Origin of the sequence: Amycolatopsis sp. WAC 04169 (genome assembly GCF_003947535.1) — a bacterium.
GTDB classification, from domain to species: domain Bacteria; phylum Actinomycetota; class Actinomycetes; order Mycobacteriales; family Pseudonocardiaceae; genus Amycolatopsis; species Amycolatopsis keratiniphila.
In genome coordinates this window covers 427,909-454,142 of record NZ_QHJI01000007.1, presented here as the reverse complement: position 1 = coordinate 454,142, position 26,234 = coordinate 427,909, and the positions used below count along the sequence as shown (strand labels likewise).

General features: G+C 69.4%; 27 protein-coding genes. 17 read left to right on the top strand and 10 right to left on the bottom strand.

The features are described 5' to 3' along the window. The first annotated feature begins 36 nt into the window (after positions 1-36). Positions 37-921 (top strand): AraC family transcriptional regulator, encoded by an 885-nt coding sequence (locus DMC61_RS21350; RefSeq protein WP_125690790.1) that lies wholly within the window; start codon positions 37-39, stop codon positions 919-921. Positions 922-989: 68 nt separating this feature from the next. After that, complete coding sequence (locus DMC61_RS21345; protein ID WP_125690980.1) at positions 990-1,439, top strand: SRPBCC family protein; 450 nt, start codon at positions 990-992, stop codon at positions 1,437-1,439. Positions 1,440-1,445: 6 nt separating this feature from the next. Here DMC61_RS21345 and DMC61_RS21340 read toward each other — a convergent pair whose 3' ends face one another. Beyond that, the gene (locus tag DMC61_RS21340) at positions 1,446-2,408 is read right to left on the bottom strand and encodes a M64 family metallopeptidase (protein ID WP_125690789.1); all 963 of its coding nucleotides are present in this window, start codon (positions 2,406-2,408) and stop codon (positions 1,446-1,448) included. Between the two features lie 98 nt (positions 2,409-2,506). Here DMC61_RS21340 and DMC61_RS21335 point away from each other — a divergent pair, with 98 nt between their 5' ends. The 3 genes from DMC61_RS21335 (at position 2,507) to DMC61_RS21325 (ending at position 4,574) form a co-directional block, all read left to right on the top strand. Further along, complete coding sequence (locus tag DMC61_RS21335) at positions 2,507-3,481, top strand: LysR family transcriptional regulator (protein WP_125690788.1); 975 nt, start codon at positions 2,507-2,509, stop codon at positions 3,479-3,481. 75 nt (positions 3,482-3,556) lie between these two features. Continuing rightward, positions 3,557-4,309, top strand: coding sequence for a trypsin-like serine protease (locus DMC61_RS21330; protein ID WP_016333733.1), 753 nt, complete (start codon positions 3,557-3,559; stop codon positions 4,307-4,309). A 55-nt stretch (positions 4,310-4,364) separates the two neighbouring features. Beyond that, complete coding sequence (locus DMC61_RS21325; RefSeq protein WP_125690787.1) at positions 4,365-4,574, top strand: hypothetical protein; 210 nt, start codon at positions 4,365-4,367, stop codon at positions 4,572-4,574. Here DMC61_RS21325 and DMC61_RS41955 read toward each other — a convergent pair. The 4 genes from DMC61_RS41955 to DMC61_RS21310 form a co-directional block, all read right to left on the bottom strand. Next, complete coding sequence (locus DMC61_RS41955) at positions 4,564-4,695, bottom strand: hypothetical protein (protein ID WP_255431567.1); 132 nt, start codon at positions 4,693-4,695, stop codon at positions 4,564-4,566. The genes DMC61_RS21325 and DMC61_RS41955 overlap by 11 nt on opposite strands. Before the next feature lie 125 nt (positions 4,696-4,820). Next, on the bottom strand, positions 4,821-5,816 hold the full coding sequence (locus tag DMC61_RS21320; RefSeq protein ID WP_125690786.1) for a helix-turn-helix domain-containing protein: 996 nt from the start codon (positions 5,814-5,816) through the stop codon (positions 4,821-4,823). 62 nt (positions 5,817-5,878) lie between these two features. Continuing rightward, the gene (locus DMC61_RS21315; RefSeq protein ID WP_125690785.1) at positions 5,879-6,532 is read right to left on the bottom strand and encodes a trypsin-like serine protease; all 654 of its coding nucleotides are present in this window, start codon (positions 6,530-6,532) and stop codon (positions 5,879-5,881) included. A gap of 230 nt (positions 6,533-6,762) precedes the next feature. After that, a complete protein-coding gene (locus DMC61_RS21310) occupies positions 6,763-7,110 on the bottom strand; it encodes a hypothetical protein (protein WP_125690784.1) in 348 nt (115 codons plus the stop codon). A 281-nt stretch (positions 7,111-7,391) separates the two neighbouring features. On the opposite strand from DMC61_RS21310, the gene DMC61_RS21305 reads away from it, so the two are divergent. Next, a complete protein-coding gene (locus DMC61_RS21305; protein ID WP_233594884.1) occupies positions 7,392-11,087 on the top strand; it encodes a CARDB domain-containing protein in 3,696 nt (1,231 codons plus the stop codon). Positions 11,088-11,133: 46 nt separating this feature from the next. Here the strand turns inward: DMC61_RS21305 and DMC61_RS21300 are convergent, their stop codons facing one another. Next, complete coding sequence (locus DMC61_RS21300; protein ID WP_125690783.1) at positions 11,134-11,688, bottom strand: TetR/AcrR family transcriptional regulator; 555 nt, start codon at positions 11,686-11,688, stop codon at positions 11,134-11,136. Positions 11,689-11,785: 97 nt separating this feature from the next. On the opposite strand from DMC61_RS21300, the gene DMC61_RS21295 reads away from it, so the two are divergent. Together DMC61_RS21295 and DMC61_RS21290 are read left to right on the top strand one after the other, a co-directional pair. After that, positions 11,786-12,688: an NmrA/HSCARG family protein gene (locus DMC61_RS21295; RefSeq protein WP_125690782.1), complete on the top strand. Its 903-nt coding sequence runs from the start codon at positions 11,786-11,788 to the stop codon at positions 12,686-12,688. 17 nt (positions 12,689-12,705) lie between these two features. Further along, entirely contained in the window at positions 12,706-13,437 is a 732-nt protein-coding gene (locus DMC61_RS21290; RefSeq protein ID WP_125690781.1) for an aminoglycoside adenylyltransferase domain-containing protein, read from the top strand. An 8-nt stretch (positions 13,438-13,445) separates the two neighbouring features. On the opposite strand, the gene DMC61_RS21285 is transcribed toward DMC61_RS21290, so the two are convergent. From DMC61_RS21285 to DMC61_RS21275, 3 genes are all read right to left on the bottom strand, one after another. After that, positions 13,446-14,363 carry an LD-carboxypeptidase gene (locus DMC61_RS21285; protein ID WP_233594883.1) on the bottom strand — a complete coding sequence of 306 codons (918 nt, stop codon included), beginning with the start codon at positions 14,361-14,363 and terminating at the stop codon, positions 13,446-13,448. Positions 14,364-14,375: 12 nt separating this feature from the next. After that, complete coding sequence (locus DMC61_RS21280) at positions 14,376-14,771, bottom strand: ATP-binding protein (protein WP_125690780.1); 396 nt, start codon at positions 14,769-14,771, stop codon at positions 14,376-14,378. A gap of 75 nt (positions 14,772-14,846) precedes the next feature. Beyond that, positions 14,847-15,272 (bottom strand): Rid family hydrolase, encoded by a 426-nt coding sequence (locus tag DMC61_RS21275; protein ID WP_125690779.1) that lies wholly within the window; start codon positions 15,270-15,272, stop codon positions 14,847-14,849. 92 nt (positions 15,273-15,364) lie between these two features. On the opposite strand from DMC61_RS21275, the gene DMC61_RS21270 reads away from it, so the two are divergent. From DMC61_RS21270 to DMC61_RS21260, 3 genes are all read left to right on the top strand, one after another. Further along, positions 15,365-15,841 carry a MarR family winged helix-turn-helix transcriptional regulator gene (locus DMC61_RS21270; RefSeq protein ID WP_125690778.1) on the top strand — a complete coding sequence of 159 codons (477 nt, stop codon included), beginning with the start codon at positions 15,365-15,367 and terminating at the stop codon, positions 15,839-15,841. Positions 15,842-16,119: 278 nt separating this feature from the next. Beyond that, entirely contained in the window at positions 16,120-16,623 is a 504-nt protein-coding gene (locus tag DMC61_RS21265) for a hypothetical protein (RefSeq protein WP_125690777.1), read from the top strand. Positions 16,624-16,969: 346 nt separating this feature from the next. Continuing rightward, positions 16,970-18,844: a Calx-beta domain-containing protein gene (locus DMC61_RS21260; protein WP_125690776.1), complete on the top strand. Its 1,875-nt coding sequence runs from the start codon at positions 16,970-16,972 to the stop codon at positions 18,842-18,844. 53 nt (positions 18,845-18,897) lie between these two features. Here DMC61_RS21260 and bla read toward each other — a convergent pair whose 3' ends face one another. After that, positions 18,898-19,791, bottom strand: coding sequence for a class A beta-lactamase (gene bla, locus DMC61_RS21255; RefSeq protein WP_125690775.1), 894 nt, complete (start codon positions 19,789-19,791; stop codon positions 18,898-18,900). A 75-nt stretch (positions 19,792-19,866) separates the two neighbouring features. On the opposite strand from bla, the gene DMC61_RS21250 reads away from it, so the two are divergent. The 6 genes from DMC61_RS21250 to DMC61_RS21225 all read left to right on the top strand — a co-directional run bounded on the left by DMC61_RS21250 (position 19,867) and on the right by DMC61_RS21225 (position 26,137). Next, positions 19,867-20,748, top strand: a complete 882-nt coding sequence (locus tag DMC61_RS21250) for a LysR family transcriptional regulator (protein WP_125690774.1) — start codon at positions 19,867-19,869, stop codon at positions 20,746-20,748. Then, positions 20,745-21,647 (top strand): serine hydrolase, encoded by a 903-nt coding sequence (locus DMC61_RS21245; RefSeq protein ID WP_125690773.1) that lies wholly within the window; start codon positions 20,745-20,747, stop codon positions 21,645-21,647. The genes DMC61_RS21250 and DMC61_RS21245 overlap by 4 nt, the downstream gene beginning before the upstream one ends. Positions 21,648-21,709: 62 nt before the next feature. After that, positions 21,710-22,165, top strand: coding sequence for a flavodoxin family protein (locus DMC61_RS21240; protein ID WP_125690772.1), 456 nt, complete (start codon positions 21,710-21,712; stop codon positions 22,163-22,165). Positions 22,166-22,309: 144 nt separating this feature from the next. Further along, a complete protein-coding gene (locus DMC61_RS21235; RefSeq protein ID WP_125690771.1) occupies positions 22,310-23,110 on the top strand; it encodes a siderophore-interacting protein in 801 nt (266 codons plus the stop codon). Between the two features lie 157 nt (positions 23,111-23,267). Continuing rightward, positions 23,268-25,037 (top strand): alpha/beta hydrolase, encoded by a 1,770-nt coding sequence (locus tag DMC61_RS21230; protein WP_125690770.1) that lies wholly within the window; start codon positions 23,268-23,270, stop codon positions 25,035-25,037. Positions 25,038-25,219: 182 nt separating this feature from the next. Beyond that, positions 25,220-26,137, top strand: a complete 918-nt coding sequence (locus tag DMC61_RS21225; protein ID WP_016333754.1) for a helix-turn-helix transcriptional regulator — start codon at positions 25,220-25,222, stop codon at positions 26,135-26,137. The last annotated feature ends 97 nt before the right edge of the window (positions 26,138-26,234 follow it).

Genomic DNA, 26,234 nt, shown 5'->3' with positions numbered 1-26,234 from the left:
AAGCGCGCCCTAAGAGACACAGCTAGCCTCGAAGCCGTGGTGTTCGATTCCGAGCGATTCGACCTTCAGCCCTACACCGGTTTCGACATGTCCCGCTATGTCCGGCGGACCTATTGCAGCTGGGAGGATTCCGGCTGGGAGTCGCTGCTCGTCCAGCGGTTCGACCACGTTCCCGTCGCGGAGGACCTGCGGCTGCCCGCCGTCGCGGATCTGCATCTGGTCCTGCCGCTTTCCGGGCGGGCGGTGATGGAGACCCGCGGCGAAGGCCGGTGGAACCGGTACGAATGGGGACGGCTCGAACTCGCCGTACCCGGCAGGCCGCTGCGACGCCGCTACCGCGGGGACGGATCGATGCGCAGCCTGCAGGTGCACATCCCGGGCACCACGGTGGAATCGGTCGCCGCGCGGCTGGGTGGCCGCGCGGTGGACCACGAGGCGATGGCGGCGTCCGTGGCCGGGGGCGATCCGTTGCTCGACGAGCTGGTCCGGGCGGTCGGGAACGCGAGGGAGGACGACGACCTCTACGCCGAATCCGCGGCCGCCTTCCTCGCCGTGCACCTGCTCACCCGCCACGCGCGGAAGCCGGGCCCGCCGAGCGCGGGCCGGGAGGACGAGCGGGTCCGCGCGGCCGTCGCGATGATGCGTGACCGCCTGGCCGATCCGCTCAGCGTCGCCGAAATCGCCGGTGAGGTGCATCTGAGCGTCTACCACTTCATCCGGGTCTTCAAGGAGAAGACCGGCGAGACACCACACCGGTTTCTCGGCGGGCTCCGGATCGAGGAGGCGCGAAGGTTGTTGCGGGGCACCGATCTCCCGATCGCCGCCATCGCGGGAAGATGCGGGTTCGCCACTCCCGGCGCGCTGTCGGCCGCTTTCCTGAAGCGCACCGGATCGCGGCCCTCGCAGTACCGCAATTCCTGATCACCGTGCCGCAATCCGGCGCATGGTGGCCTCACCCGGCCGTTCCTAGGGTGAGCCTTGTGAGTGGAATGCAGTCGTACGACGTCACCGCCGAATCGTCGGCGCCGCCCGCCGAGGTGTGGGCCCTGCTGCTGGATGCCCGCAGCTGGCCGGTCTGGTCTCGGGTCGGCTCTCTGGAAGTCGCCGCGTCACAAGGACTTTCGACCGACGGCCGGGACGAGGTCGGCGCGGTTCGCGCCTTCCGCACCGGCAAGACGGTCACCAAGGAGCGGATCACCGCCCTCGACCCGGAACGCCGGTTCGCCTACGAGGGGGTGGACGTCCCGGTGATGCTGGAGTATCAGGCTTCGATCGATCTGTGCGAAACGCCCGGTGGGGGAACGCGGATCCGTTGGCACGGAACGTATCGCGTGGGCAAGGGGAGCGCGTGGATCTTCCGGTGGTACCTCCGGCGCTTCATGCGCGACATGGCGACCGGGCTCGCCGGTCACGCCGGCGGCCCGGTCCGGAGGCCATGACGGAAATCAGTGCCGATGCGCGGCTTCGCGGTGGAAGCCCGCGATCATCGCTTCGGTGCTCGGCGGATTGAACGGCTGGCCGAGGGTGCGCATAAGCGAGTTCACGCTGGGCCGGTACATCCCGGTCTTGCAGTAGCGGGAGCCCTCGAAGACGCCGACCGTGCCGCCGTCGGGGGAGGGCTTGCCCAGCCAGGCGTACCACTTGGCCCGGCGGTCCTTCATCTGCTGGGCGGTGAGCGCGGAAGCGTTGGGCTCCCGAGGTTCCCGGGTGTCGCAGGTGCCGTAGTCGTACTCGTCGGCCAGCCCGCCGATCGAGTGCCCGAGTTCGTGGGCGACGATCTGGCTGGCCTGGATGTTGCCGCCGGAGGAGGTCGCGACCCCGCCGCCCGCGCCGCCGTACTTCGTGGTGTTGGCCAGCATGATGACCTGATCGACGTCCGGTGCGGCCGCGGCGTACTGGTTCGCCTTGGTTTCGTTGACGCACAACAGCCGTTCGATGCCGCCGCACCAGAAGTACGAGCCCAGCGCGGTGTTGCGCCGGATGCCCTGGGTCGGGTCGTTGGTGATTCCGGACTGGGGCGAGACGACGTCGACCTGCCAGAGGTTGAACTGCTTGCGGTAGCTCTTGTACGGCTCGATGGCGAACAGCGCGGCGATACTGGACCGGACGTGCTGCGCGTACGTGCCCAGCTGCGTGGAGGTGTAGCCGTCGCCGACGAAGACCAGGTCGAAGGTGGTCTCGCTGGGGCCGTTGGTCTCGATCGGGGTCACCGCGGCGGCGGCCGCGATCTGCTGCGGCGCGGCCGCCCGGTCCGAAGCGGGCCGGGTGACGTCCACTCTGGTGATGGTTCCTCCGGGCTCGAAGGCCTCCATCGACGTCGTGAATCGGGGAGCCGCCGACGCCGTCGCGGGAACGAGCCCGGCGACGAGGACGGCGGTCAGCGCGAGCATGAGGCAGGCGCGTCGCATGCGTACTCCTTGCGGGGAGGGGAGAGAGGGGAGTACGGAAAACGATCCCGACTTTCGACGGCTTCCGGCACATCCCAAGTGGCCATAAGGTCCGCGTGATGGACGTCGAGTTACGTCATCTGCGAGTGGTGTGCGCCGTCGCCGACGCGGGCAGCATCACGCGCGCGGCGATCCGGATCGGGAGCACCCAGCCCGCGCTGACCGCCGCCGTGCAACGGATCGAGCGTGCGTTCGGGGGAACCTTGTTCGTCCGGGGACGCGACGGGGTCTTCCCGACGGCGTTCGGCGAATGCGTACTCGTCCGCGCCCGTGCCGTCCTCGCCGCGGCGGACACGATGCACCGGGACGCGGCGCGTTTCCTGGCGGAGGGCGAGAAACGTCCGGTCGCGCTGGGTGGGATCGGCGGGTCCATGGTCGTCGAGCTGGCGGACCGGCTCGGGGATTCCGGCCGGGGACAAGCGGTTTCGGTGACCACGGAGTTCTCTCCGTTGCGGCTGCTGGATCTCGTGGCAGGCGGGCAACTCGACGCCGCGGTCGTCGCCGACTATCCCGGCCACCTCCTGCCATCGGCGCCGGGGGTGGCGTCGCGGCCGCTGGCGACACAACCGGTGTTCGTGGCGATCGCGGCGGACCATCCCGCGGCCCGCCGCGCCGAGATCGACCTCGCCGAGCTCGCCGGCGAACGGTGGGTGCTCGGGCCGTCCGACGGCGCCGGATGGCCGGAGTGTTTCGAGGAAGCGTGCGCCCGCGCGGGATTCCGGCCGCAGGTCGCGCACCGGAGCACGGAATTGCGTCCCCTGCAACGTCTGATCGCAGCGGGCCGGGCGATTTCCCCGTGCCAGGTCTCCTTTCCCTCGTCACCCGGGATCGCGATCCGGCCGCTCGCGGGGGATCCGCTGTGGATGCGGTATCTGATCGCTTGGAGCGCGGAGGGAGCCTTCGGCGGGGACACCGATGCCTTGATCGAGGCGGCCGAGGCGGCTTACCGCTCCGACACCGAAACAAGCCTTCCCTATCGCCACTGGCTCGCTCGTCGCGCTGGGCCGATCGAGGAGCGGGCGTCCATCGGGTGACACCTGGTCGGGGAATTCCCCTTGTCGGGCAGGGGGTTCTAGCCTCGGATCACCTCATCGACGAAGGGTAAGAAATTGCGTCTGCGCGCCCTGCTGGCCGCTGCTGTCCTGACCATCACCACCGCTCCGGCCGCGTTCGCCGCGCCGGACGTCGCCCACGGCACCGATGTCCCACCGGGGCGGTTCGGGTTCGTCGCGAAGATCGCGATGACGAAGATCCCGCGCCCCGACGGTTCGACCTACAGCAGCTACTGCACGGGCGCGCTGGTCGCGCCCGGCTGGGTGGTCACCACGGGGCACTGCTTCCACGACGCGCACCGCAAGCGGGTCGCGGGCAAGATGCCGTATCCGACGATGGTGACGTTGGGCCTGGTCGACGAGGCGGTCGAATCGGGTGTGGCGCGCAAGGCGACCGAAGTGCTGCAGGCGAAGGAAAACGACGTCGCCCTCATCAAGCTGGACACGCCGGTGACGACGGTGACCCCGCTGACGGTGAGCCGGGTCCTCCCGAAGGTCGGCCAGCAGCTGACCTTGGCGGGCTGGGGGAGCCTGACCGCCAAGAATCCCGCTCCGGCCACCCGGATGCAGCAAGGCACCGTGCAGGTGGCGACGGTGGCCCCGACGACGATCGGCGTCCGCGGCGCCGCGCCGTCGATCACGACCAGTGCCTGCACGTACGACTCGGGGGCGCCGTACTTCGTCCCCGGTGACACGGGCGGCGCGCTGGTCTCGCTGGAGGCCACCGGGCCGGACTGCCCGCACGCCGGCATCGAGACGACCTCCCGCGCGGACGTCATCGCGGACTGGATCGCCACCCATACGGGGTAACCGGCCGTTTCGGCCGGTGGCGCATCGGGTAGTGGCGTGGGCAGGAGGTAGTGCGATGACGAGTCCTCGAACGACCGCGCCTCCGGCGCCGCCGGACCCCATGCCGCCGGATCCCGGTATCCCCGAACCGGTGCCCGACCCGGGCAAGCCGGTCCCGGGCCCCGGGGTGCCCGAACGGCTCCCCGATCCGGGACCGGACCGGCCGATCCCGGAACCCGAGAGCCCGCCGGAATCCCAGCCGGGACCGGCGGGTCTCAGAGGGTGAAAGCGAGCCAGAGCGCGAGCCAGGCACAGGCCGCGATCGCGACGACGACCGCGACCACCCGCAGGCCCGCGGTGGCGATCCGGAGCGACGCGGTGCCGGTGTGGTGTCGGTGATTGCCCATGATGACGCCCTCCTTTCCAAGATCACCATCCGCTCCCGGCGCCTTCGCCGCAGCGGGGATGGCCTGTCCGGGTGACCCCATCCGGGTGAGGGCTTCCCGCATTCAGAGGACGAAACGCGGGGTGGTCAGAGCCAGTTGTTGTGCGCGGCGAAGACCCCCAGCTGGAACCGGCTGGAGACGCCCGCGCGGTCCATCAGGGTTTCGAGATAGCGGAACAGGGTGCGTCTGCTGACGCCCAGTTCGGTGGCGATCTCGTCGTCCTTGCGCCCGGCGGCGAGCAGGATCAGCAGCTCCCGCTCGATCGGCCGGATCGGCTGATCGGACGTCCGCCCACGACGGTCGATCGGGAGCGCGGCCGCCCAGGACGTCTCGAACAGCCCTTCCAGCGCGGAGAAAAGGCTGCAAGGGCGCACGATGACGATGGACTGGTTGCGATCGGCCTCACGGATGGTCAGCGCGATGGTGGCCGCACGGTCGTCGAACAGCGTCAGCTTCACCGGGAGTTCGGGCAGCAGGCGTGCCTGCTCACCGGCTCGCAGGCACGGCAGGATGTTGGCGGCCAGATAGCCGGGGTCGCCGAACGACGCTCCACTGTAGACACAGCGATAGCCGATGCCGCGCCGCAGTTGCTCCTCCTCCAGGAGGTTCCGGCGGCCGCCGGTGAAATAGGGCGGGGAATCGAGACGGCGCACCTGATGCCGCACCGTGGTCGCGAGGTGCTGCAGCCGGGGGATGATGGCGTCGCCGGTGACCACTTCGAGCAGGTCCTGCGCGTTCGGCATGCCCGAATGCGCCCGCCTGAAGGCACGGTACGCGGTCTGGACCGCGAGCCGGGCGTCGTGCAGCTCGGCCTGCCGTCGCGTGGTCAGCGCGGTGAGCGCTTCGCTGGGGTTCGCCGGGAGGTACTCGTCTCCGTCCACTCCGGACGACACCGCGAGCCCTGCGTCGGCCAGTTCCTTCAGCGCCAGCTCGACGTTCTCCGCGTCTTCGTCCCGCCAGGACAGTTCTTTGACGGTGACGGGCGCGCTTTCGAGCATCCGCCGGTAGATCCGGGCGGCGGTCTCGCCGAGGCCCAGCCTGCTCAGCTGCGGGCCGAGCCCGTCCGGAGCCGTCGATGCCACTTTCCACCTGCCTCTCAGCGGTCCGGGAGCGGCGGCGCCACCGCTCCCGGACCGGTTCGGACCTAGACTCCCGACGTGTTCCGGATCCAGGTGCGGTTCGCCGAGATGCTGGTGTGCGTGGAGGTGTCCACCTTGTTGCCCGCGATGTGCACGCCGACCTGCTTGCCGCCGACGAAGACCGGCCCGCCGGAGTCGCCGCCGTTGGTAAGTCCGTTGCCACGTCGGGCCTTGATCAGTCCATTCCCGACACTGGTCACGGTCATCCGGGCGACCTTGAGGTAACGCTGCAGATCGCCGTCTTCGTTGTAGCCCCAGCCATAAACGTATTCGGTGTCGCCGACCGCGACGGAGGTGCCGAGCGACGCGTACGTCGTGGTCACCGAGCGGTCCAGTTTCAGCAGTGCGATGTCGGCGCCGTTGGACGGTGTGTGGATTTCGGCCACCACCGCGTACGTTCCGGCCTGGTGGTCGACGTCGCCCACCCGGACGGAGTATTCGGCGCCGGGCTCGTCGACGCAGTGCTCGGCGGTGAGTACCCAGCGGGCGCTGATGATCGAACCGGAGCACCACTGCGCGCCGTTCTGCTCGATCATGGCGGCCCACGGGCCGGACTGGGCGTATTCGCCGTCGATGATGGGGGCCGCGACGGCGGCGGGTGCGACCGTCGTGAGCCCGGCCGCGCACAGCAGGGCGGTGAGGAGACCTCGGATGCGCATGGGTGCCTTCCAATGCAGGGGAATCAGGGAAATCGACGGGTCACCCGTTTACGGCCACGGCGGATCACCAGGGATCGCCCGGCCGGATCCGATACCGGTTTTCCCATGCTAGGCAAGCGGATACGGCGGTTGATAGCGACTAAAGACGGGAGAAGGCCGCGGCGGACGGCGCGGGACCCGGGCTTTCGGCACCCGAGTGCCGGTGGCACCGATGTGCCAAGCGTGATCGACTAGCGGCGCTCGGGCGGCCGCGGATCGAGCAGTTCCTCGGCGAGCACGATGGCCCGGTCCGATAGCGTGCCGGACCACCGCTCCACCGAATCGCCGATCCAGCCCGCTTCCCGGCGGACGCCCTCGCCCACGGGCTTGCTGTGCCGGTCGGCGAGGCCCGCGAGCCTGCTCCCCGAGACCAGGACCAGGTCGGCGAGCCGCTCGCCGAGTTCGGTCAGCCGGTTCGCCGTCCTGCCCGCGCGGCGCGCCACCAGATCCTCGGTCTCCCGTCGCAGTTCGCGGACCGCGGACCGCGACTCGGCCGTCGTCCCGGTGAGTGCGGACCTCAAGGTTTTCGTCACGTCCATCAGGGTTCGACCTCCACGCCGCCAGCCTGCTTTGAGTGTACAACTGTGCACCGTATTTTCGGAATACGTGACCGCGCCTTCCCTTGCTGCATCGAAAAGAAGCGCGTTCGGCCCGCGTTCGGAGAACGTGCGTAGTCGTCAGCAGCGCCAGATCGCGCCTCGGTCTGGCCGAAGTCGCAAAATTTCGGAAAGCAGTCAACTTCTTGCATTTTGTCTCCGGGTTGTTGCATGCTCGTACGGCTCTGGCTCCCTCCCCGCCGTCTCAAAGAAGAGAAGACGCCATGACACGTATGCGCCTGTCCCGGATCGTCGCCGGTCTCCTGGTCGCAGGGCTTTCCGTCGCCGGACTCTCCTTCGCCTCCGCCGCGAGCGGGCCACCACCGGATCCCGCCGCCCCACCCGGTCCGGCGGCGCTCGCCGAAGTGCCGTTGACCCGCACGGTGTCGGCGAGCAGCGCGCTGCCCGGCTATCCCGTCGCGAACGCCGTCGACGGAAACCAGGAGAGCTACTGGGAATCCGCCAACAACGCGTTCCCGCAGTGGATCCAGGCCGACCTCGGGGTGGCCAAATCCCTGTCGCGGATCGTGCTGAAACTGCCGTCCGGCTGGGAATCCCGCACCCAGACGCTGGCCGTGCGCGGAAGCACCGACGGCACGGCGTTCACCGACCTCGCCGCGCCGACCGGCTACGCGTTCGCGCCCGGCACCAACACCGTCACGATTCCGATGACCGCGTCGGCCCGCTACGTGCTGCTGCAGTTCACCGCGAACACGCGCTGGCCCGCCGCGCAGCTGTCGGAATTCGAGCTGTACGGACCGGACACCGGTGACACCCAGGCGCCGAGCGCGCCCGCGAATCTCACGCTGACCGAGCCCGCCGCCGGCCAGATCCGGCTGGCCTGGTCGCCCTCGGCGGACAACGTCGGGGTCACCGGGTACACCGTCTACCGCGACGGCACGCCGGTCACGACGATCACCGGCACCACGTTCACCGAATCCCGGCCCGCCGGGACAAGGGCCGAGTATTTCGTGCGCGCCAAGGACGCGGCGGGCAACGAGTCCGGCGACAGCAACCACGTCGTGCGCTCCGGGACGAGCGCGGGCGCGAACCTGGCGGCGGGTAAACCGATCGAGGCCACGTCGGCGGTCCACTCGTTCGTCCCCGCCAACGCCAACGACAACAACACCGCCACGTACTGGGAGTCCGCCGCGGGCTATCCGAACTCGCTGACGGTGAAACTCGGCGTCGACGCGGACGTCGACTCGATCGTGGTGAAGCTCAACCCGGACCCGATCTGGGGTGCGCGGACGCAGAACTTCGAGATCCTCGGCCGCGCGCAGGGTGCCACCGCGTTCACGTCTCTTTCAGCACGTGCCGACCACCGCTTCGACCCCGCCACCAACCAGAACTCGGTGGTCGTACCGGTCAGCGGACGGGCGTCGGACGTGCGCCTGCAGTTCTTCGCCAATTCCGGCGCTCCCGGCGGCCAGGTCGCGGAATTCCAGGTGATCGGCACGCCCGCGCCGAACCCGGACCTCGTCGTCACCGGCACGACCTGGACGCCGTCGAATCCGACGGAGACCAGCAAACTCGCCGTCTCGGCCACGGTGAAGAACGCCGGCACAGCGAACGCGGTCGCCACGACCGTGAACGTCAGTCTCGGCGGCACCGTCGTCGGTGAAGCGGCGGTCGGCGCGCTCGCCGCCGGAGCGTCCACGACGGTGACCGTCGACGCGGGAACGCGTCCACAGGGGACGTACACCGTGGCCGCCACCGCGGATCCGGCGGGCACGGTGGCCGAGCAGAACGAAGCCAACAACACCTACACCTCGCCGACCCCGCTGGTCGTCGCGCAGGCGCCGGGGCCGGATCTCGAGGTCGCCGGCATCACGTCGAATCCGCCCAACCCGGCGGCCGGTTCGGCGGTGTCCTTCACCGTCGCGGTGCGCAACCGCGGCACGAGCGGCGCGGACGCCTCCGTGACGCGGCTGACCGTCGGCGGCACCACGCTGACCGGCACCACCGGTGCGATCGCGGCAGGGGCCACCGCGAACGTCGCGATCGCGGGCACCTGGACCGCCACCGACGGTGGCGCGACCCTGACCGCGACGGCCGACGCGACCGGCACGGTCACGGAGACCAACGAGTCCAACAACAGCCTCTCGCGGGCGATCGTCGTGGGCCGCGGCGCGGCCGTCCCGTACGTCGAGTACGAGGCGGAAGCCGCGCAGTACCAAGGACAACTGCTGGAAGCCGACCCGTTGCGCACCTTCGGCCACACGAACTTCGCGACCGAGTCCTCCGGCCGCAAGTCCGTGCGGCTGGCGAATCAGGGGCAGTACGTGGAGTTCACGTCGGCGAACGAGGCGAACTCGATCGTCGTGCGCAACTCCATCCCGGACACCCCCGGCGGTGGCGGGCAGGACGCCACCCTCAGCCTCTACGTCAACGGGACGTTCGCGCAGAAGCTGACGCTGTCGTCGAAGCACAGCTGGCTCTACGGCAGCACCGACGACCCCGAAGGCCTGAGCAACACCCCGCAGGCCGACGCGCGGCGCCTGTTCGACGAGTCGCACGCGCTGCTGTCCCGGTCGTATCCGCCGGGCACGAAGTTCAAGCTGCAGCGGGACAGCGGTGACAACGCGGCGTTCTACATCGTCGATCTCATCGATCTGGAGCAGGTCGCCCCGGCGTCGGAGAAACCGGCGAACTGCACGTCGATCACGGAGTACGGCGCCGTGCCGAACGACGGGAACGACGATTCGGCGGCGATCCAGCGCGCGGTGACCGACGACCAGAACGGCGTGATCGCCTGTGTCTGGATCCCGGCGGGGCAGTGGCGGCAGGAGAAGAAGATCCTGACCGACGACCCGAACGTGCCCAACGGCGGCGGCCAGTACAACCAGGTCGGCATCTCCGACGTGACGATCCGGGGCGCCGGCATGTGGCATGCGCAGCTGTACTCGCTGATCGAGCCGCAGAACGCGGGCGGCATCAACCATCCGCACGAGGGCAACTTCGGCTTCGACATCGACAAGAACACGCAGATCTCCGACATCGCCATCTTCGGTTCCGGCCGGATCCGCGGCGACGACGGCGGCGCGGAAGGCGGCGTCGGGCTCAACGGCCGGTTCGGCACCGGCACGAAGATCACGAACGTGTGGATCGAGCACGCCAACGTCGGCGCGTGGGTCGGCCGGGACTACAGCAACGTCCCGGCGCTCTGGGGGCCGGGCGACGGCCTCGAGTTCAGCGGCATGAGGATCCGGAACACCTACGCCGACGGCATCAACTTCACCAACGGCACGCGGAACTCGAAGGTGTTCAACTCGTCGTTCCGCACCACCGGTGACGACTCGCTCGCGGTGTGGGCGAACCAGTACGTGAAGGATCCTTCGCAGGACATCGCGCACGACAACGTGTTCGCCAACAACACGATCCAGCTTCCGTGGCGGGCCAACGGGATCGCTGTCTACGGCGGCTACGGCAACAAGATCGAGAACAACATCGTCCACGACACGATGAACTACCCGGGCATCATGCTGGCGACGGACCACGACCCGCTGCCGTTCTCCGGGGAGACACTCATCGCGAACAACGCCCTGTACCGCTGCGGCGGCGTGTTCTGGGGCGAACAGCAGGAGTTCGGCGCGATCACGTTCTTCGCGCAGGGCAAGGACATTCCCGGGGTCGTGCTGCGGGACACGGAGATCCACGACTCGACCTACGACGGTGTCCAGTTCAAGACGGGCGGCGGCGTCGTGACCGCGGCCCTCACCAACGTCAAGATCGACAAGTCGAACAACGGCGCGGGCATCCTCGCGATGAGCGGCGCCCGTGGCAGCGCGACCTTGACGAATGTGACGATCAGCAACTCCGCGAACGGCGATGTCGTCCGTGAGCCGGGGTCGCAGTTCGTGATCAACGGTGCCCCGGTGCCGGCGGTGGTCTCGTCGGGCCGCCGCGGCATCCGGTAGGCGGAATCCGTGCCGGGGCCGGAGTGGGCGACCACTCCGGCCCCTTTCACGTCCGGGGGCTCAGCCCTGCCACGGCCAGGCGGAACAGCCGGCCCGCCTGGGCGGCCGGATCCGGGTGGTGCTCGGTGGCCAGGACGATGCCGACGATCAGCGTGACGAGTTCCGCGACGGTGACTTCCGGTCGCACCGCGCCGTCCCGCGCGGCCCGCCGCAGGAGGGGTTCCCCCGCGTCTTCGATGGCGGTGGAACAGGAGTTCTCGTGCGTGGGCCCGTCGTACGACAGCGCGGCCGCGAGGCCACGGGCGGAGACGCAGTAGGCGACGAGCTCGTCGAGCCAGGTCAAGAGCGCTTTCCGGCTGTCCTCCTCGCCGGTCAATTCGGCGGCGCGGGCGCACAACGCGGCGATCCGGTTCGCGGAGACCGCCTCCAGCAGCGCCCGGCGGGTGGGGAAGTGGCGGCGCACGGTCGCCGAACCGACGTTGGCGGTGCGGGCGATCTGCTCCAGCGAGGCGCCGGAGCCATGGGCCGCGACCTCTTCCTCGGCCACCGCGAGGATGCGCGCGTAGTTCCGCCGTGCGTCGGCGCGCTGACCGTCGGACATGGCTTCACCTCGGTGTTTGCGTAAGTGGCGGGGCCCGCCATATTGTAGCGGACGTTAAGTGGTGGGCCCCGCCACTTAGTCGACCGAAGGAGTCACCATGTCCGCAGCACCCGTTTTGGTCACCGGCGCCACCGGCAGGCAGGGCGGCGCGACCGCCCGCGCCCTGCTCGCGGCCGGCGTCCCCGTCCGCGCCCTCGTCCGCGATCCGGCCAAGGCGAAGGCCGTCGAAGCACTCGGCGCCGAACTCGTCGTCGGCGACCTCCACGACGTCGAGTCCGTGACCCGCGCGGCCAAGGGGGCCCGTGCCGTTTTCTCGGTGCAGATGCCCGGAATGAACGAAGACGGATTCGACTTCGCAGGGGAGGTGGCGCAAGGCGTCAACCTCATCGAGGGCGCGAAGGCGGCGGGCGTGCCGCAGTTCGTGCACACCTCGGTCTCGGGAGCCGGACAGCACGTCGAGGCGGACGGATGGGCCGAAGGGCGCTGGTCCTCGATGGAGCCGACGCTGGGCGCCAAGGCCGCGATCCAGGATCACCTCCGCGAGGCGGGCTTTCCGCGGTGGACACTGCTCAAGCCCGGCTTCTTCATGGAGAACTTCCTGCCCGACATGAAGTTCCTGTTCCCGCGCGGGGTGGACGGCGGCCTGGTGAGCGTCATCAAGCCCTCGACGTCCCTGTCGCTCGCCGCCGTCGACGACATCGGTACCGCCGCCGCGGCGGCCATCGCCGAACCGGACCGGTTCACCGGCGTCGAACTCGAGCTCGCGAGCGACTTCCTGACCATGGCGGAGATCGCCGAGATCCTGTCCAGTGTGCTGGGGACGAAGCTGGCCGCCCCGGACATGACCGTCGAGCAGGCGGTCGCCGCCGGGATGCCGCCGATGGGTGCTTCGCACGAGTGGCTGAACGTGATCGGCCAGCCGGGGCGGCCGGAGTACGCGCGGGACCTCGGCATCCCGCTCACCGGTTTCGCCGACTGGGCGCGGAAATACCTTGCGTAGCGGGTGATCGTTGAGGCATGCGCATCGAACCCCTGCTGGACCATCTCGACCGTGAGGATCCCGGCGGCGTCCTCGGGTTGTACCTCTTCGGTTCCGGCGCGGCGGGCGGGCTCAAACCGGACAGCGACGTCGATCTGCTGCTGGTCACCCGCCGGTCGCTCGGTGAAGACGAACGTGCCGCTCTGGTGTTACTGCTGTTGCGGCTTTCGGGCTGGCGCGGCCACGCCGGCCGCTTTCCCGGCGCGGCGGACCGGCGTCCGATCGAGTTGACCGGGATCGTGGCCGGGGGCGAACCGTCTCGCCGGGATTTCCAGTACGGGGAATGGCTTCGGGAGGAGCTCGTCAAGGGTCGTCTTCCCGGGCCTGCCGAGGATCCCGATGTCGCGATCCTCGCGGCCACGGCCCATGCGGCGCACCGGGTTCTACGCGGTCCCGCGCTCGCGGAGGTCGTCGATCCGGTGCCGCCGGATCGGCTTCGCGACGCGGCACTCGGCGTCATCCCCGGCCTCCTGTCGGAGATCGAAGGCGACGAACGCAATGTCCTGCTCACGCTCGCGCGCATCGTCGTGACCGTCGAAACGGGACGGATCGTCTCGAAGGACACCGCGGCGGCGATGGTCGGCGGCGGTGTGCTGCTGGAACGCGCGCGGGCGGGCTACCTCGGCACGGCTTCCGACGACTGGACCGGGCTTTCGGCTGAGGTGGCCTCGCTCGCGGGTGCTCTCGCGGACCGGGCGAGGGGCGTCTGACAAGTAGTTCAGCGAACCGCCGGCTCGACGGTGAGGGTTCCCGCCTCCGTGTCCAGGATGGCGGCCGGACCCAGCGGCAGCGACAGGGGATCGGGGCCGTGTCCGACGTCGATTCCGCCGAGTACGGGCACGTTCAAGGAACCCAGGCGGTCCTTGAAGACGTCGACGAGGGTCCAGCCGCGATCGGTGAAGTCCTCGAATCCGGGGAACCGGCCGAGTGCGATCCCGCGTACCCCGTCGAGCGCGCCTGAGCGGATCAGCTGGGTCAGCTGGCGATCGATCTGACCGAGGCCCATCGTCCGCTCGGCCTCGAGGAAGAGGATGGCGCCCGAGAGTGAGGGCAGGCCGATGCCGACCGCGTGGGCGAGGGTGCCGAGATTGCCGCCGACGAGCTCGCCCGAGGCGGTGCCGGGTACTTCGGCCGCGATGGTCATGGCTCGCGGATCGCGGTGCAGGACGGCGGGTTCACCGTCCATCAGGAGTCTGCGGGTCGCGGCCGCGGAACGCGGGTGCGCGAGGAAACCGTGGATCCCCGCCAATCCGCAATGCCGCCAGAGCGCGAGGTGCAGGGCGGTGATGTCGCTGAAACCGACCATCGGCTTGGGATCGGCCAGGACCGCGGCGAAGTCCAGGTCGTCGGCGATGCGGTACGCGCCCGCCCCGCCGCGGGTGGCGATCACCGCGCGGACGGCAGGATCGCGGAACGCGTCGTCGAGGTCGGCGAGACGGTCTTCGTCCCGGCCGGCCATGAAGCCCCGCTGGTCGAACACGTGCGCCCCGATTTCGACCACCAGCCCCCAGCTTTCCAGGATCGCCTTGGTTTCGGCGACCAGCTCGCGGCTAGGAAAGCTGGCGGGGGAGACGAGCCGGACGTGGTCGCCCGGCCGTGGCATCGGCGCGATCAGGGGGCGGCGCGGCGCGGTCACCCGATGATCGTGTCAGAGCACCGGGATCTCCGCCCACACCGTCTTGAACCCGGCGCCGGTGTTCACACCCCACTTGGCGCTGATCGCCTCGACCAGCGCCAGCCCTCGTCCGTGCGGGCTCGTTGGATCGTCCTTGCGCACGCGGTGCGGCCGCAGGCGCGGACGGCGGTCGTCGACCTCGATGCGGACGACGTCCCGTCCCGAGGGGACGGAGACCCTGAGCTCGGCGACGCCGTCCGCGTGTTCGTGCGCGTTGGTGACCAGTTCCGTGGTCAGCAGCTCGGTGTCCGCGATGGTGGTGCGTCCGACCCCGCCCAGCTGCTCTCGCAGCCAGGCCCGGACCGCTCCCAGTGGCGGGGCGATGCCGGTGGGGAATTCGTAAGCCTGTCTTGTTCTCGTGATACCCACGCGTTCTCCTTAGCGGGTTTCCCAGCTGGGCCAAGAGCATGGGCGCAGGCATGGAGTACCCAAGGAGTGCGGGGTTCACACGTGGGCGTTCCCGGCGATCGCGGTGACCCTGATCTCGACCCGCATCTTCGGCGCGCCGAGGGCCGCGACGCCGATCTCGGTCCAGATCGGCGCCCGGTCGCCCATGTGCTCGCGGAACTGCGCCACCATCACGCGGTTGTGGGTCTCGCCGATGAAGCCGGGGACCTCCGGGACGTGGTACGAGTCGACGGAGATGACGTCGCGCCAGGTGGCGCCCGCGGTGGCGAGGGTGCGGGCGACGTTTTCGAAGGCCGTGACGATCTCCTCTTCCAGTGACTCCGGGAAGTTCAAGTCGTCGTCCCAGCCGCCCTGGCCCGAGATCTCGATGCGATCGCCGACGCGGACCGCCTGGCTGTAGCGCATCTCGGCCAGTTGCCGGTCGCCGTAGCCGGGCGTGGCGAAGAACTCCGGCTGGGTCATGGTGGATCCCTTCGTTGACTTCATGCTTGAAGTCAAGCTAGCACGATTTCACTTCACGTGTGAAGTCGCGGCGTTCTGGGTAAGGTTCCGCCATGGCCGCCCTGGACCCGGACGAAACGCTGTGGCTGACCCCTGCCGAAAAGGAGGCATGGACCGGGCTGGTCTCCTTGGTCCTCCTGCTGCCGGGGCGGCTCGAGTCGCCGTTGCAGCACGACGCCGGGCTGACGTTGTTCGAATACCTCGCCCTCAGTCATATTTCGGAGGCGCCGGAGCGTCGGCTGCGGATGAGCGAACTGGCCTACCTCGCCAACGGCTCGCTCTCCCGTCTGTCCAATGTGGTCAAACGCTTCGAGCAGCGTGGCTGGGTGGAGCGGACGCCGGATCCCGGCGACGGCCGGTACACCCTCGCCGTGCTCACCGACGACGGCTACGACGTGGTCGTCGCGGCCGCGCCCACGCACGTCCGTTCGGTGCGGGAACTCGTCCTCGACCCGTTGACCTCGGAGGATCAGCAGGCGCTGGCCCGGATCGCGGCCAAGCTGCGGACGCGGCCCGTCGATCTCGCCTAGTTACCGTGGAGGCGCCGAGCCGATCGGCCCGGGAGTCCGAGTTCAGCGTCCCGCTGATGCTCGCGCCGCCGAACGTCAGCCCGAGCACCATCCTGGGGCCCTTTCATCTCGCTTTCATGCCATGAAAGAGGCACTCGCACTTCGAGGCGGTCGAATGTGCGCGCGAAGGTACCTTGTGCGCGCGTCGCGGACTTTGGTCCCCTGACGGGGTTCATTTCGCACGCAGAGGGGGAACTCTCGTGTTCAAGAAACTATTCGCCGTACTGTCGGCATTTTCGATGGTACTCCTCGGACTCGCGGAAACGGCGCACGCCGGTATCACGCAATGGTCCGACGGCTACGAATCGAACCCGTTCGGTGTCTGGGAGCGGGGAATCCAAGGTGGTGACGGGCATTCCTGGATCGACATCGGCATGGGCGTGGCCCGGACCGGCAACAACAACGGTTGGCTCTTCGCCGACAACGGCTGGTCGGCGATGAGGACTCCGAAGTCGCTCAGCAGTTTCCCGTCGAATCGGTCGAATTGCGCTGCCGCGATCCACGCCGACCCGGTCGGTGGTGGAGCGAACATCGGCCTCGAGATCTGGGATCCCAACGGCTGGCGGAAAATCTCCCACACGGTCAAGTGGATCGACGACTGGGCGGGCTATCAGCTCATCACACTGCCCAATCTCAATCTGAACGGCGTGGGCACCGTCTATCTCCAGCCGATCTACGGCAACAATGGCGGGCCCGCGAAGTACATCCGCTTGGACGACGCGATCATCCAGTGCGTCTACTGAGCCCGAGGTCTCGCCACGGTATCGATCGGCGCGTGACGTTACGACATTCGGTGACTGTTCGCCGGATGAACGCGGATTCCGTCCGGCCGAGCTGATCACGGAAACGCAGGAAACTTCGACACCTCTCACGCTGAAGAGTGAGAGGTGTCGAAGGTCCTTCGGCTGGACGGCGCAATACGGGTCTGGTCCGAGTAGCCCGGATTCGCGGTAACAGCCCGTTGGGCCTCTTGACACAGGGCGCTCCGGGTGAAGTCCCGCCTTCGCGCTAACGAAAAACGAAATATTCCGTCTTTCCGAGGAAGCCCATAGGAATTCCGGCTCCGGCCGGGTCTGAGGAGGGAAGTCCATGTCACGAAGACCACTGCTCGTCGTCCTGGCCGCGGTCACGGCGATGTTCGCGTCCACCGCGGTCGCCGCCGCGGCCCCGCCGGGAGTCGACCCGGCCACGGTCGATCTCACCCTCGACGCGGGGCAGAGCACGACCGTGACCAAGAACGTGACGACCTCGGCCGTGCCGCCGAACCCCGACCTCGTCCTGCTCGCCGACACCACGGGCAGTATGGGCGGGCCGATCGGCAACGTGCGGTCGAACGCCAGCGCCATCACCGGTGACGTGCTCGCCGCGCAGCCGACCGCGCAGTTCGGCGTGGCCGAGTACAAGGACTTCACCGACTCGGTGCCGTTCAAGGTCAATCAGGGCATCACCGGGGACACGACCGCCGTCCAGGCGGGGATCAACCAGTGGGTGGCCGCGGGCGGCGGGGACACGCCGGAAGCCAACCTGAACGCGCTCTACCAGCTGGCCACCGGCGCGGTCGCCTTCCGGCCGGACGGCACCCGCATCATCGCGTGGTTCGGCGACGCGCCGTCGCACGATCCGAGCGGCGGGCACACACTGGCCCAGACCATCGCGGCGCTGCAGGCGGCGAAGATCCGCGTGGTCGCCGTCAACGTCGGTGCGCTCGACGCCACGGGACAGGCCTCCGCCATCACCTCGGCGACGGGCGGCGTCCTGCTCAACAACGTCCCGGCAGGCAAGGTCTCGCAGGCCATTTTGGACGGCATCAAGTCCATCGAGGTCACCGTGACGCCCAAGGTGACCAGCTGCGACCCGCAGCTCACCGTCACCAACGACCCTGGCAGCGTCAAGGTGCCCAGCGGCGAGGTCGCCACGTTCACCGAGACGATCAAGGTGGCGGCCGGCGCCGCACCCGGCACCTACCAGTGCGTCGTCGACTACCAGGTCGACGGGGTTTCCCGCGGTTACATCGAGACCACCACGGTGCGCGTGCTCGGCTTGAGCATCAACGACGTGACGGTCGGCGAGGGCTCCGGCGGGGCGCAGGTCCCGGCGACGTTCACGGTGTCGCTGCTCGGCGGCCCCAGCCCGAATCCGGTGACGGTCCAGTACGCGACCGCCAACGGCACCGCGACCGCGCCCGCCGACTACGCGGCGGCGGGCGGGACGGTCACGTTCGCTCCCGGGCAGACGACCAAACCGGTGACCGTCCTGGTCAACCCGGACACAGTCGACGAGCCGGACGAGACCTTCACGGTGAACCTCTCGGCCCCGGCCGGTGCCGGTCTGATCGACGCGACCGGGGTCGGCACGATCGTCGACGACGACCGTGACGGCGTCTTCTCCTGCACGGGTACCGCGGCGAACGTCCTCGGCGTGACCGCGGCGCGGGCCAACCCGGCGAATCTGCCGTGTGCCGACGACAGCAGCACCGTCGCCGCCGCGACGCTCAACGCCGGTCTGATCAAGGTGGACACCAAGGTGCTGACCGCGTCGACCGATCTGACGCCGGACGACCAGTCGGTGGCTCCGGCCGCGGGCGATCGCGCGCTGGCGTCGGCCAAGATCGACAAGACGGTGATCAGCACGCTCGGGCTGACCATCGAGCTCGGCGTGATCCAGTCCCAGGCGACGGCGACCTGTCAGCCGTCGGCGGGCGGGCTCGCGCCGGTGCTGGCCGGCAGTTCGAACGTCGCCTCGCTGAAGATCAACGGCGAGTCGATCACGGTGGGCTCGGCGCCGCTGACCATTCCGTTGGTCATCGGTTCGCTGAAGCTCAACGGCCAGACCGTGGCGAACGGCGTCGTGAAGCAGCAGGCCGTCGCGCTGGACACCGCGCTCGCGAAGATCGTGCTCGCGGAGTCCCAGGCCGACGTGCACGGAACCTCGGCGCATCCGGCGGGCAACCCCTGCCGTCGCTGAGCCGCTGAACCCCGCCGGGACGGACGGATCCTCGTCCGTCCCGGCGGGACCGGTCAGGGGAGGGCCTTCATCGCGGCCGCGGTGGCGTCGGCGAGGAGCTTGTTGTCGATCTCGGCGTCCTTGTCCGGCCGGTCGGTGAGTACCGAGACGACGATCGGGGCCCGGTTCGGCGGCCACACGACCCCGATGTCGTTGCGTGTGCCGTAAGCCGCCGTGCCGGTCTTGTCGGCGACCGCCCAGCCGGGCACCCCGGCGCGGATGTTCTGGTCGCCGGTGGTGTTGGCGCGCATCATGTCGACGAGGATCTTGCGCTTGTCCTCGGGGAGGGCGTCGCCGAGCGCGAAGGCACGCAGGCTCACGGCGAGGGCGCGGGGTGTGCTGGTGTCCCGGAGGTCACCGGGGAAGGTGTCGTTGAGCTCGGGTTCGATCCGGTCGGCGTGGCTCGTGGTGTCGCCGATCCTGCGGAACACCGCGTTGAGTCCTTCGGGGCCGCCGAGTTCGCGGAAGAGCAGGTTCCCGCCGGTGTTGTCGCTGTAGCGGAGGGTCGCGTCCATGACGGCGCGCAGCGGCAGGCCCGTCGCCACGTGTTTCTCCGTGACCGGCGAATTGACGACCAGGTCCTGCTTCCCGTAGGTCACGGTGCGATCCAGTTCGGTGATCGGCGTCCGCTGCAGGACACCACCGGCGCTGAACACCTTGTGCGTCGAGGCGTAGGCGAAGCGTTCGTCGGCGCGGAAGGCGACTTCGCGGCCGGTCGCGGTGTCCACGGCGTACACCCCGACCCGGGCACCGAAGGCTCGTTCGAGCTGTTCGAAGTCGGCGCTCGCGGCCGGCGCGACCGGCGAGGCGGCGGCGGGAGGTGGCGCGGGGGCAGGTGCGGAACACGCGGCGAGTGATACGGCCGAGAGCGCCAATAGTGCGGCCCAGCGGCGAGAAGTGACTGACATGCCCGCAGTCTGTCCAGCTCCGGTCATGCTGTCCAAGACACGGATGACGTCTTTCATGCGAAACGCGCATAGTATGTGGTCGTGGACCTGATCGGGAGTTGCCGGGCGTTCGTGAGCGTGAGCGAGGCCGGGACGTTCACCGCCGGAGCCGCGCTCGCGCGCATCCCGCAACCGGTGGCGAGCCGCCGGATCGCCGCGCTGGAACGGCATTTCGGCGAGCGGCTGTTCGACCGCTCCACCCGGCGTGCCCTGCTCACCCCGTTCGGGCGGGACATGTTGCCGTCGGCGAAACGGCTGGTGGCCTTGGCCGACACCCTGGAGCACGACGCGCGGCGCGCCAGGCAGCGGCCGATGCGGCTCGCGATGCCGGAAACCTGCACCGTCCGCGAACTCGCCGAACTCGACGCGGCGGCGCGGGCGGTGGACGTCTTCCTGGAGTTCCGGCAGGCGCCGCCGCGGGAACGGGCGGAACTCGTGCGCACACAGGAGGTCCGCGCCGCGCTCACCGCCGTCCCCGGCGAGGAGGGCAGCTGGAAGGTGCCGCTCGGGCTGGCGGGTGGAGGCAGGCCGCGGGCGGACGTCCTCCATCTGGAAACGCTGCGGGTCGGCCGGTCCGGCCGTTCGCCTCGGCGGGTCTGGATTCAGCCGGAGGACGACGTCCCGCATCTGCGCGACCGTCTCTTCCGGATCCGTGACGCGGTGGGGCTGCGGCCCGCGCAGGTGTCCGTCGCCGATTCGCTCACCGCGGCCGCCGCGGCCGTGTTCGGTTCGGACGATCTGCTGCTGTGCTCGGCGGCGCAGGCCACCGACCTCGGCTTGAACTGGCGGACCATCGGCGAGATCCGGCTCGTACGCGGGTTCGAGATCACGGCGGGGCCCGGCGAGGACGCCCAGCGGCTCCGGGCACGATTGGGGCCGGACATCGCCCGCTGTCTCGGCGCGGAGGAGACGACGTGAACACGGAAACGCTGCTCATGCGGCTGCGCGCCGATTTGGCCGACGGCGGCCTGCGGGGTTCGTTCCTCGTGCGCGATCTGCGGACCGGTCACGAGGTGGGCATCGACCCCGACGTCGAGTTCCCGAGCGCCTCGCTGGTGAAGATCCCGCTCGCCGCGGCGACCCTGGAGCGGATCCGGCGGGGCGAGCTGGACGGCGCGGCGGCGCTCGACGTCGAGCCGGGGCGGGCCACCGCGCCGGGGCCGACCGGGCTGACGCGGTTCCGGCATCCGGCCAGGGTGGCGATCGACGACCTGCTCTACCTGACCATGGCCATCAGCGACGAGACCGCCGCGGACGCGCTGTTCGCGCTGACGCCGCCCGCCGAGGTCACCAGGATGACGCGCGATTGGGGCATCACCGGGATCACCGCCCGGCATCCGGCCGCGGACCTCAGCGACACCCCGGCCGAGCGCTTCGCCCCCGCCGATGTCCACCTCGCGCACGCGCTCGCGATCAACGCGGGCACCGCGGGGCGAGGCCATCCCGTTCCGCAGCTCGACGTCACACGCGCGAGCTCCGGTTCGGCCCGCGCGTTCGTGCACCTGCTCGAAGCACTGTGGAAGCCGTCCAAAGTGGACGAGCAGGTGGCGGCGCGGGTCCGCGAGCTCATGGGGCTCAACCTGTTGCGGCAACGGCTGAGCCCGGATTTCGTCTCCGATGCCACGAAATGGTCGTCGAAGACGGGCACCGTGCTGAACCTGCGGCACGAGGTCGGCGTGGTCGAGCACGCCGACGGCGGGATGTTCGCGATCGCCGCGCTGACCGAGTCCGAGGTGTCCGCGGCGATCCAGCCGGAGGCCGAAGTGCTGATGGCCCGCGTGGCGCGGGAGCTGCGGGATCACCTGCGCGAGGGCTGACGTCACGTTCTTCGCCGCTGCCCGGTTCTTGAGGGAAAGGACCGGCGGAGTGGAGGATCGGCATGAAGGTCGTCATCGTGTGCGTTTCGGTGTCCCACGGCAACACGCGAAGGGTCGCCGACGTCATGGCGGGGGTGCTCGGCGCCCGCGTCGTCAGCCCCGAGGAAATCGGGCCGGCCGACCTCGATTCCTGTGACCTGGTGGGATTCGGCTCGGGGATCTTCGGCATGGACTTCCATCCGCGCCTGCTCCGGTTCGTCCGGGAGCTGCCGGGGGAGCAGCGGCGAAAGGCGTTCGTGTTCACCACGAGCGGGCTGCCCGAACCGCCGTTCCGGAGCTACCTCCGCCGCCTGGCGCGGCTGCTCGGTCACAAGGGATTCGACGTGGTGGGCACCTTCTCGTGCCGCGGTTTCGACACCTGGCTCCCCTTCAAGCTCGTCGGCGGCATCGGCAAGAACCGTCCTGGCACGGCGGATCTCGACGCGGCGCGGCGATTCGCCGAAAGCCTCGCGGGCTGAGCCGGAACGTGAGCAAGCCCGGTCCGTGGTCGCGTCCCTTCCCAGCTCCCGAGGCCTCCCGCCGGGCGGGCAAAAGCGAGTACCCGAGAACTGAGGAAATGCTCATAATAGTGCTATGACCTGCACAAACACTGAGAGTTCGCGATGATCCCGCGCCTCAAGGCCCCGAGCTCGCGGAAGATGATCACCCTGGAGGTCCGGGAGCGCGTCAGCCTCAGCCCGAGCTTCGCGTCGGTCACCTTGGGCGGTCCGGAGCTGAAGGACCTCGTCGTCACGGGCGCGGACCAGACGGTGCGGCTGTTCTTCCCCCGCGAGGGACAGCGCGGGCTGCGGATGCCCACCTTTTCGAACGAGACGTGGATGCCGGAGCTGATGCTGCTGCCCAAATCGGTCCGGCCTTGGGTTCGCACGCTCACCATCCGCCGGGCGAGACCCGCCGACGACGAGGTCGACATCGAATTCGCCCTCCACGGGAATTCGCCGATGAGCGAGTGGGTCCGCCGCGTGCGCCCGGGCGATCCGGCCGGGATCTTCGACATGGGCACCACGTACCGGCCACCGGCCGACGTCGGCGGGCAGCTCGTCGTCGCCGACGAGAGCGCCCTTCCCGCCGCGTTGGCGATCCTCGACGACGCTCCGGAATCCCTTGCCGCACAGGTGTTCCTGGAGGTGCCCACCGCTGCGGACATCCGGCGGTACGACACGGCCGACGGCGTCCGCGTCCACTGGCTCAGCAGGGACGATCCGGGACTCCGGCCGGGAACCCTGGCCCTGGAGGCGGTCCGGCGGGCATCGCTGCCGCACGGCCGGTTCTACACCTGGGTCGCGGGGGAGTCCCGGCTGGCGACGTCGCTGCGCCGCCATCTGGTGTCCGAGCGAGGTGCGGCGAAGGCGGACATCTCGTTCGCCGGGTATTGGCGGCACGGCTGGTCCAGCCCGGGTTGACCGTTCGTGTCGAGATCCCGCCATGTCGGGTATCCGCCAGCCCGTGGCCGTGTGGGAAGGCTGATCACCGGTCTTTACTTCACGTACGGACGTCGGGGGGCTCCTGTCGAAAGGGATCATGGTGATCAGTAGTACGAGAAAGACGCGGAGAGGCACGGTGGCCGTGGTCACCGGTGCGTTCCTGGCCTCGGGCCTGGTGCTCGCCCCCGCCGCGGGTGCGGCTCCCGCGGTCAAGGCCGAGCCGGACACCGCCGCGCTCGCCGGTGCGCTGACCAAGCAGGCCGTGGCCTGGGGCGAATGCTCGTTCCCGTCCGTCGCGCCGGCGACGGAAGCGGAACTGAAGAAGGTCAAGGGCCTGGCCTGCGCCACGGTCCAGGTACCGCGGGACTGGCACAACCCGCAGGACGGCAACACGATCGGCGTCCGCGTCTCCAAGACCGGGACCGCCTACCCCGGCACCGGCAGGCAGGGCATCGCGCTGGTCAACCCCGGCGGTCCCGGCGGCGAAGGCCTCCCGTGGGGCGCCGCGATGGCGATGCGCAGCCCCGTGCTGGCCTCGCAGTACGACTTCGTCGGCTTCGACCCGCGCGGCGTCGGCCAGAGCACCCCGCTGACCTGTAGCTACACCGTCCCGGACAGCACGGATCAGAACGTGATCAGCCGGGCGAAGGTCGAAGGCTGCCTGAAGAACCCGCTGACGAAGTTCATCACCACCGAGCAGACCGCGTACGACATGGACTTCATCCGCGTGCTGCTCGGCGAGAAGAAGACCAGCTACATCGGCTACTCGTACGGCACGTGGCTCGGCACCTGGTACGCCACCACGTTCCCGAGCAAGGCGCACCGGTTCCTGCTCGACTCGTCGACCGACGCGAGCCGCCCGACCCTGGAGAAGACCTGGGACCTGCAGCCGCGCAGCCGCGACCGCCAGTTCCAGGAGGCGCTGCTGCCCTACGTCGCGCGCAACGACGCCAAGTACAAGGCGGGCACCGACCCGATGGAGATCCGCCGCAACTGGGAGAAGGCGGGCGGCACGCGGGAATTCGCGGGCATGCTCTACGCCGCGTGGTTCATCATCCCGGCGATGTACGACACCACCCAGTACCCGTCGGCGGCCTCCATGGTGGCCGCGCTGGCGAAGGGACCGGCGCCCACCGGGACCGACGCGGAGAAGCTGGAGCAGGTCGTCGCGAAGGCGCTCGCCACCCCGGGCCTGACCGACGCGAACAAAGCGTTCCTGAACAAGGCCAAGGGCAACGCGCTCGAGGCCATCGCGAAGAAGGACTCGGTCGAGCGCAAGGCCTCGTATCAGGGCGGCGCCGAGGTCGAGACCTGGGACGCGGCGTTCGAGGCGATCCGCTGCCAGGACGGCCAGTGGAACCAGAATCTGCACTACTGGACCTACTGGCAGGCCGACCTGACCGTGAACGCGCCGTTCATCGCGCCGATCATGGCCCTGTCGGGCGCGCCGCTGTGCGCGTTCTGGCCGACCACCAACGCCAAGCCGGCGCCGGACGCCAAGACGTTCCCGAAGCTGCTGATCGCGCAGACCGAACTCGACGCGGCCACGCCGTACGAGGGCGCGCTCGCCACCGCGAACGGCCTGCCGGGCGCCAAGATGATCAGCGTCGACAACGAAGGCAGCCACGGGATCTTCCCGTACAACACCGACTGCGTCGACGACCCGATCGTCGCCTACTTCCAGACCGGTCACACGCCGAAGAAGAAGTTCACCGGCTGCCAGGGCCTGCCCTTGCCCGGTGAGGACAAGACGGTCGAGGTCGGCGGCAACCTCGGGCACGACGGCAAGATCAAGATCAAGATGATCACGCCGCAGGTGCGCAAGGCGAACGAGATCGTCCGTGAGCTGCTCGAAGGCACCGCCACGCCGGAAGCGGACGAGAAGGGCATGCCTGCCAACGCCTGATCCCCGGCAGCGTCGCACAAGGGCTCCCGCGGGCCGATCCGGCCCGCGGGAGCCTCTTCGGCGATCCGTGACGGTTTCGTTATCGGTCCAGCCGCACGATCCGGCCGCTTTCCCCCTCAAGAAGGGTGAGACGTGACATCGATGTCACGTCGATCGATCCTGGGCGGGGGAGGAGAAGCGTCATGCTCGCCGAGTCGCGAGGCCTGTCGGTGGAGGCCGAGCAGCTGTACCGGGCCCTGCTGGAGGGGCGTCCGGGGCCGCCCGGCGCCGAACTGGCGGAGCTGGAGCGGTTCGGCTTGATCCGCGCCGGCGCGTCCGGCGTCGAGGTGTGCCCGCCGCGTGCGGCGCTGTCGGCGTTCGCGGCGCAGCACGAGGCCGCGGCCGTCCGCGCGCGGGAAGCGGCCGAGGTGCTGGGCGCGGCCTACTCCCTGAGGACCGGCCGGGACGCGGACTTCGTCGAGGTGCTGCGGAGTGGGGACGAGGTGATCGCCACCTTCGAGGCGATGCAGACGCAGGCCGGCGTCGACATCGTCGCGCTGGACCCCGGGTCGTACATGAGCCCGAAGGCCGAAGTGAGCACGGTGCAGCCGGGCTCGATGGCGCGCGGCATCGCGTACCGCGTCGTCTACGACTCGGCGGTGTTGCGGACCGACGATGGATTCGCCCAGGTGCAGTCGAGTATCGCGCTCGGGGAGCAGGCCCGGGTGTTCCCCAGGCTGCCGCTGAAGCTGGTGATCGCCGACAGCAACAAGGCGCTGATCGCCGTCCCGAACTCCGACGCCGGCGACGTGCTGGCCCTGCTGATTCATCCGTCGATGCTGCTGAGCGCGCTGATCGAGCTGTTCGAATCGTTCTGGCGGATGGGTGTCCCGGTGCGGGCGGGCGGTCCGGAAGACGCGGAGGCGACGCAGGAACCGACCGTCGCCACACGCCGTCTGCTCGCGTTGCTGAGCGGAGGCCTGACCGACGAGGCGATCGCGCGCGAGCTCGGCGTCAGTGAACGCACGGTCCTGCGGCGGATCAGCCGTCTGCAGCAACTGCTGGGCGCACAGACCCGATTCCAACTGGGCGCGCAGGCTTCGCGGCAGGGATGGTTATAGCGCGAGTGTGAACGGGGCAGGCGGGAATTGTCACGGGAGAGTGGGGTCCAGTTTCGTGAGTGGTAAGGACGGTTAGAACCGTCCTCTTCACTCACGA

Bases quoted from the DNA above. Each gene is read 5' to 3' on its own strand.
- DMC61_RS21345 (WP_125690980.1), top strand. From the start codon at position 990: ATGCAGTCGTACGACGTCACCGCCGAATCGTCGGCGCCGCCCGCCGAG.
- DMC61_RS21340 (WP_125690789.1), bottom strand. From the start codon at position 2,408: ATGCGACGCGCCTGCCTCATGCTCGCGCTGACCGCCGTCCTCGTCGCC.
- DMC61_RS21335 (WP_125690788.1), top strand. From the start codon at position 2,507: ATGGACGTCGAGTTACGTCATCTGCGAGTGGTGTGCGCCGTCGCCGAC.
- DMC61_RS21325 (WP_125690787.1), top strand. From the start codon at position 4,365: ATGACGAGTCCTCGAACGACCGCGCCTCCGGCGCCGCCGGACCCCATG.
- DMC61_RS41955 (WP_255431567.1), bottom strand. From the start codon at position 4,695: ATGGGCAATCACCGACACCACACCGGCACCGCGTCGCTCCGGATCGCC.
- DMC61_RS21315 (WP_125690785.1), bottom strand. From the start codon at position 6,532: ATGCGCATCCGAGGTCTCCTCACCGCCCTGCTGTGCGCGGCCGGGCTC.
- DMC61_RS21310 (WP_125690784.1), bottom strand. From the start codon at position 7,110: ATGGACGTGACGAAAACCTTGAGGTCCGCACTCACCGGGACGACGGCC.
- DMC61_RS21305 (WP_233594884.1), top strand. From the start codon at position 7,392: ATGACACGTATGCGCCTGTCCCGGATCGTCGCCGGTCTCCTGGTCGCA.
- DMC61_RS21300 (WP_125690783.1), bottom strand. From the start codon at position 11,688: ATGTCCGACGGTCAGCGCGCCGACGCACGGCGGAACTACGCGCGCATC.
- DMC61_RS21295 (WP_125690782.1), top strand. From the start codon at position 11,786: ATGTCCGCAGCACCCGTTTTGGTCACCGGCGCCACCGGCAGGCAGGGC.
- DMC61_RS21290 (WP_125690781.1), top strand. From the start codon at position 12,706: ATGCGCATCGAACCCCTGCTGGACCATCTCGACCGTGAGGATCCCGGC.
- DMC61_RS21275 (WP_125690779.1), bottom strand. From the start codon at position 15,272: ATGACCCAGCCGGAGTTCTTCGCCACGCCCGGCTACGGCGACCGGCAA.
- DMC61_RS21270 (WP_125690778.1), top strand. From the start codon at position 15,365: ATGGCCGCCCTGGACCCGGACGAAACGCTGTGGCTGACCCCTGCCGAA.
- DMC61_RS21265 (WP_125690777.1), top strand. From the start codon at position 16,120: ATGGTACTCCTCGGACTCGCGGAAACGGCGCACGCCGGTATCACGCAA.
- DMC61_RS21260 (WP_125690776.1), top strand. From the start codon at position 16,970: ATGTCACGAAGACCACTGCTCGTCGTCCTGGCCGCGGTCACGGCGATG.
- bla (WP_125690775.1), bottom strand. From the start codon at position 19,791: ATGTCAGTCACTTCTCGCCGCTGGGCCGCACTATTGGCGCTCTCGGCC.
- DMC61_RS21240 (WP_125690772.1), top strand. From the start codon at position 21,710: ATGAAGGTCGTCATCGTGTGCGTTTCGGTGTCCCACGGCAACACGCGA.
- DMC61_RS21235 (WP_125690771.1), top strand. From the start codon at position 22,310: ATGATCCCGCGCCTCAAGGCCCCGAGCTCGCGGAAGATGATCACCCTG.
- DMC61_RS21225 (WP_016333754.1), top strand. From the start codon at position 25,220: ATGCTCGCCGAGTCGCGAGGCCTGTCGGTGGAGGCCGAGCAGCTGTAC.